Here is a 5708-nt window from a genome sequence, read left to right as displayed (position 1 = left end):
GGTGGTCGCGCGGCTGTCCGCCCCCTCCTGGCTCCAGCGGGGGCGCGGCCCGTCGCCGAGCCGCGCGCGGGCTGCGTCGATGCCGGGCAGGTCGGCGCGGGACAGGACGCCGCCGGTGCGCGGATCCACACGCCCGCCGCCGAGTCCGTGCCGCCGGACCAGCGGGTCCATGCGCGCCTTCAGCCACGACCGGTACGCCTGCGGCGCGTAGGCACCCCGCGCGTAGAGGTCCAGGTAGCGGCCGACGAGCTCCGGGCGCTCGTGCTCGAGCCACTGCAGGTACCACTCCTTCACGCCCGGCTTGAGGTACAGCGCGGAGTAGAGGACGCGCGTGCCGCCGGCCTCCTGGATGCGGGTGAGCGCGTGGTCGAGGTGCTCCACGGAGTCCGTGAGCATCGGCAGGATCGGCATGATGAACACGGTGCAGTCGAGGCCCGCCTCGCGGATGGCCGTGACCGTCGCGAGCCGCGCCGCGGTCGTGGGCGTGCCCGGCTCCACCGACTGCTGCAGGTCGTCGTCGAGCACGGCGATGCTCATCGCGAGGTCCACCGGCACGGTCGCCGAGGCCTCGCGGAGCAGCGGCAGGTCGCGGCGGAGCAGCGTGCCCTTCGTGAGTATGGACAACGGGGTGCCCGACGACGCGAGCGCCGCGATGATGCCGGGCATGAGCGCGTAGCGGCCCTCCGCCCGCTGGTACGGATCCGTGTTGGTGCCGAGCGCGACGGCGTCGTGCGTCCACGTGGGCTTCGCGAGCTCGCGTGCCAGCACCTCCGCGACGTTGACCTTCACGACGATCTGGTCGTCGAAGTCCCGGCCCCCGTCGAGGTCGAGGTACTCGTGCGTGGGCCGGGCGAAGCAGTACACGCAGGCGTGCGTGCAGCCTCGGTACGGGTTGATGGTCCAGCCGTACGGCATGACCTTCGACTCCCCCGGCACCCGGTTCAGCGCCGATTTGGCGAGCACTTCGTGGAACGTGACGCCCTGGAACTCCGGCGTCCGCACGCTCTGCACGAGGTTGCTCAGGCGGGCGAGCCCGGGCAGCGCGTCGGCGCTCGCGTCGGACAGCCTCTGTGCGCTCCATCTCATGCGAGCATTCGAACACACATTCGAACACGACGCGAACGGGCGGCCGTGCGAGGAGCACGGCCGCCCGGTTCGTCAGTGCTGGAGCTCGAGGACCTCGGCGGTCTCCTGGATGATCTTCGGCGTCTTCTTCGGGTCGGACGCGACGAGGGTGCCGTAGTTCGGGATCATGCGCGTGAGCGGCTTCTTCCAGCCGGCGATGCGGTCGGGGAAGCAGCGCTCGAGGACGTCGAGCATGATCGGCACCGCCGTGGACGCGCCGGGCGATGCGCCGAGGAGGCCCGCGATGCTGCCGTCGGCCGCCGCGACGACCTCGGTGCCGAACTGGAGCACGCCGCCCTTCTCCGCGTCCTTCTTCATGACCTGGACGCGCTGGCCGGCCGTGACCTGGTACCAGTCCTTCGGGTCGGCGGTGGGCATGAACTCGCGGAGCGCGTCGAACTTCGTCTCCTTCGAGGCGATGAGCTGGCTGACCAGGTACTTGATGAGGCTCAGGTTGTCCTTGGCGACGGCGAGCATCGGGATGATGTTGTGCGGGCGGATCGACGTGAAGAGGTCGAGCAGCGAGCCCTTCTTGAGGAAGCGCGGGCTGAAGCCGGCGTAGGGCCCGAAGAGGAGCGAGGTCTCGCCGCCCACCACGCGCGTGTCGAGGTGGGGCACCGACATGGGCGGGGATCCGATGGCGGCCTTGCCGTAGACCTTCGCCCGGTGCTTGGCGACGATCTCGGGGTCTTCCGTGCGGAACCACTCGCCGCTGATGGGGAAGCCGCCGAAGCCCTTGATCTCGGGGATGCCCGACTTCTGCAGCAGGTGCAGCGCACCGCCGCCCGCGCCGATGAAGACGAACTTCGCGTCCACCTGCACGGTGGAGCGGCCGACGTCGTTGCGGACGCGGAGGTGCCAGCTGCCGTCGGCGTTCTGCGACAGACCGCGGACCTCGTGGTTGAGGTGCAGGGCGGCGCCGTGCTCGGTGAGGTAGTCGATGAGCTTGTTGGTGAGCGCGCCGAAGTCGACGTCGGTGCCGCCCTCGAAGCGCGTGGCCGCGATGACCTCGTCCTTCTCGCGCTGGAGCACGAGCAGCGGGGCCCACGAGTGGATGACCGCGGGATCCTCCGTGTACTCCATTGCCTCGAAGAGCGGGTGCGCGCGCATGGCGTCGAAGCGGCGACGGAGGTACTCGGCGTTCTCCTGGCCGCGCACGAAGGTCATGTGCGGGGTGGGGTTGATGAACTCCTTGGGCTCCGGCACGGCGCCCGCCGTGACCAGGTGCGCCCAGAACTGGCGGGAGAGCTGGAACTGCTCGTTGATGCGGGTCGCGGACCCGATCTCGATCTTCCCGTCCTTCTCCGGCGTGTAGTTCAGCTCGCAGAGGGCGGCGTGGCCCGTTCCCGCGTTGTTCCACGGGTTGCTGGACTCCATGGCGACCTCGCCGAGGCGCTCGAAGATCTGGATGGTCCAGTCCGGTTCGAGCTGCTTGATGAGGGTGCCGAGCGTCGCGCTCATGATGCCCCCGCCGACGAGGACGACGTCTACCGGTTCCGCTGTATCGCTCACCGGATCAGTGTACGCCCGCTCCTCCGGGCCCTCCGGGGGCCGCGGGGGGTGGTACGGAGACCCTTCCGAACAGCGACCGGAAGGGGTCAGCGGCGGGCGGCGACGACCTCGGCGATCTGCACCGCGTTGAGCGCGGCGCCCTTGCGGAGGTTGTCGTTGCTGATGAAGAGGGCGAGGCCACGGCCATCCGGTGCGCCCTCGTCGGCGCGGATGCGGCCCACGTAGCTGGGGTCGGTGCCGGCCGCCTGGAGCGGGGTGGGGATGTCGGACAGCTCGACGCCGGGCGCGGTGGCGAGCAGCTCGGTCGCGCGGGCGACGCTCAGCGGCGACGAGAACTCGGCGTTGACCGAGAGCGAGTGACCCGTGAAGACGGGGACGCGGACGCACGTGCCGCTCACGAGCAGATCGGGCAGCCCGAGGATCTTGCGGCTCTCGTTGCGGAGCTTCTTCTCCTCGTCGGTCTCGAAGAGGCCGTCGTCGACGATGCTGCCGGCGAGCGGGATCACGTCGAACGCGATGGGGCGCTGGTACACGGCGGGCGCGGGGAGCTCGACGGCGCGGCCGTCGTGGACGAGACGACGGAGCGCATCGGGCCCCGCCGCGACGGCGGCCTCGGTCTGGCCCGCGAGCTCCTCGGCCCCGACGAGGCCGGATCCGGAGACCGCCTGGTAGGTGCTGACCACGAGCCGCGTGAGTCCCGCCTCCTCGTGCAGCACCTTGAGCACGGGCATGGCCGCCATGGTGGTGCAGTTCGGGTTCGCGATGATGCCGCGGCGGGCGTCGTCGATCGCCTCGGGGTTGACCTCGGAGACGACGAGCGGCACATCCGGGTCCATGCGCCAGGCGCTGGAGTTGTCGATGACGAGCACGCCCGCCTCGGCGAACCGCGGTGCCTGGGCGCGCGACGTGGTGGCACCCGCGGAGAACAGCGCGATGTCGAGGCCCGTGGGATCGGCGGTCGCCGCGTCCTCCACGACGACGTCGCGGCCGGCGAACGGCAGCGTCGTGCCGGCGGAGCGCGCCGAGGCGAAGAAGCGGATCTCCGCGATCGGGAACGCGCGCTCCTCGAGCAGGCGGCGCATCACGGCGCCGACCTGGCCGGTGGCGCCGACGACGCCGACGCGGAGGCCCCGGCTCTCCGGAGCGGGGGCGGCGGATCCGGCGGGTGCGGTGTCGGTCACGGGTGTCTCCTCCTGCGGTGCGGGGGCGTGCGGGTCGTGCGGGTGCGGATCGGGCGGGTGCGGATCAGCGGCCGGTGCCGGCGTGGACGACGGCGACGTCGTCCGCGTCGAGCCCGAAGGCGTGGTGCACGACGCGCACGGCCTCGTCGATGGTGTCGGCGCGCGTGACGACGGAGATGCGGATCTCGCTGGTGGAGATCATCTCGATGTTGATGCCGGCGTCGGACAACGCGGTGAACAGCTGCGCCGAGACGCCCGCGTTGGTGCGCATGCCGGCGCCGACGAGCGCGAGCTTGCCGATCTGGTCGTCGTGCTGGAGACCCGTGAAGCCGACCTCGTCCTTCTCGGCGGCGAGCACCGTGAGGACGCGCTGGGCGTCGGACTTCGGGAGCGTGAACGAGATGTCGGTGAGGCTCGTGGCGGCGGCCGACACGTTCTGCACGATCATGTCGATGTTCGCGCCGGTCTTGGCGACGATGGTGAAGATCTGCGCGGCCTTGCCCGGCACGTCGGGGACGCCGACCACCGTGACCTTGGCCTCGCTGAGGTCGGCGGCGACGCCGACGATGACGGGCTCTTCCACATTCTCTCCATCCGTGGGGTTGTAGACGATGGTGCCCTCGTTGTGCGTGAACGAGGAGCGGACGTGCAGCAGGACGCCGTGCCGGCGGGCGTACTCGACGGCGCGGATGTAGAGGACCTTCGCGCCGGACGCCGCGAGCTCGAGCATCTCCTCGCTCGTGATCCGGTCGATCTTGCGGGCGAGCGGCACGACGCGCGGGTCGGCCGTGAAGATGCCGTCGACGTCGGTGTAGATCTCGCACACGTCGGCGCCGAGGGCCGCGGCGAGCGCGACGGCCGTGGTGTCGGATCCGCCCCGGCCGAGCGTGGTGATGTCGCCCGTGCCGCGGTTGAAGCCCTGGAAGCCGGCGACGATGGCGATGGCGCCCTCGCCCAGTGCGTCGCGGACGCGTCCCGGGGTGACGTCGACGATGCGGGCGGCGCCGTGCTGGGCGTCGGTGATCATGCCGGCCTGGCTGCCCGTGAAGGAGCGCGCGTCGTAGCCCATGCTCTTGATGGCCATGGCGAGCAGGGCCATGGAGATGCGCTCGCCCGCGGTGAGGAGCATGTCCAGCTCGCGCGGCGCGGGGATCGGGGTGACCTCGTGCGCCAGGTCGAGCAGCTCGTCGGTCGAGTCGCCCATCGCGGAGACGGCGACGACCACGTCGTTGCCGGCCTTGCGCGTGGCGACGATGCGCTTCGCGACGCGCTTGATGCTCTCGGCATCGGCCACCGACGATCCGCCGAACTTCTGCACGATGAGGCTCACGGGCGACTCCTGGGGTTCGGGTGGGCGCGGGCGGCCCGGTTCACGATCATATGGGGGCGGCATCGGCGGATCCGCCGCGTGACGCGGTGCGCTCGGGTCACTCCCCCACGAGGCGCCGGCCCTCGAAGGCGCGGCCGAGGGTGACCTCGTCGGCGTACTCGAGGTCGCCGCCGACGGGGAGGCCGGATGCGAGGCGCGTGACGCGGATGTCGAAGGTGGAGAGCAGCCGCGAGAGGTAGGTGGCGGTCGCCTCGCCCTCCAGGTTCGGGTCGGTGGCGATGATGACCTCGGTGACCGTGGCGTCGGCGAGGCGCTGCATGAGCTGGCGGATGCGGAGGTCGTCCGGTCCGATGCCGTCGATGGGGCTGATGGCCCCGCCGAGGACATGGTAGAGCCCGCGGAACTCGCGCGTGCGCTCGATGGCGACGACGTCCTTCGCCTCCTCGACCACGCAGATGGTGGCGGGGCTGCGGCGGGGGTCGCGGCAGATGCCGCAGGTCTCCTCCTCGCTGACGTTGCCGCAGATGGCGCAGAAGCGCACCTTGTCGCGGACCACCGTG

General features: G+C 71.1%; 5 protein-coding genes. All 5 read right to left on the bottom strand.

What is annotated here, in order from left to right:
* On the bottom strand, positions 1-1086 hold a 1086-nt coding region (locus DZG00_RS11495; protein WP_147359983.1), incomplete at its 3' end, for an Rv2578c family radical SAM protein.
* A gap of 72 nt (positions 1087-1158) precedes the next feature.
* Positions 1159-2637 carry a malate:quinone oxidoreductase gene (locus DZG00_RS11490; RefSeq protein ID WP_119382811.1) on the bottom strand — a complete coding sequence of 493 codons (1479 nt, stop codon included), beginning with the start codon at positions 2635-2637 and terminating at the stop codon, positions 1159-1161.
* Between the two features lie 86 nt (positions 2638-2723).
* The gene (locus DZG00_RS11485) at positions 2724-3818 is read right to left on the bottom strand and encodes an aspartate-semialdehyde dehydrogenase (protein WP_119382812.1); all 1095 of its coding nucleotides are present in this window, start codon (positions 3816-3818) and stop codon (positions 2724-2726) included.
* 64 nt (positions 3819-3882) lie between these two features.
* On the bottom strand, positions 3883-5148 hold the full coding sequence (locus DZG00_RS11480; RefSeq protein WP_012037587.1) for an aspartate kinase: 1266 nt from the start codon (positions 5146-5148) through the stop codon (positions 3883-3885).
* A 97-nt stretch (positions 5149-5245) separates the two neighbouring features.
* Positions 5246-5708: recombination mediator RecR (gene recR / locus DZG00_RS11475; RefSeq protein ID WP_119455640.1), on the bottom strand; the 463-nt coding region annotated here is incomplete at its 5' end.

This window comes from Clavibacter lycopersici, from assembly GCF_003576405.1.
Lineage (GTDB): Bacteria > Actinomycetota > Actinomycetes > Actinomycetales > Microbacteriaceae > Clavibacter > Clavibacter lycopersici.
This window is presented reverse-complemented; position numbering and strand designations above follow the sequence as displayed.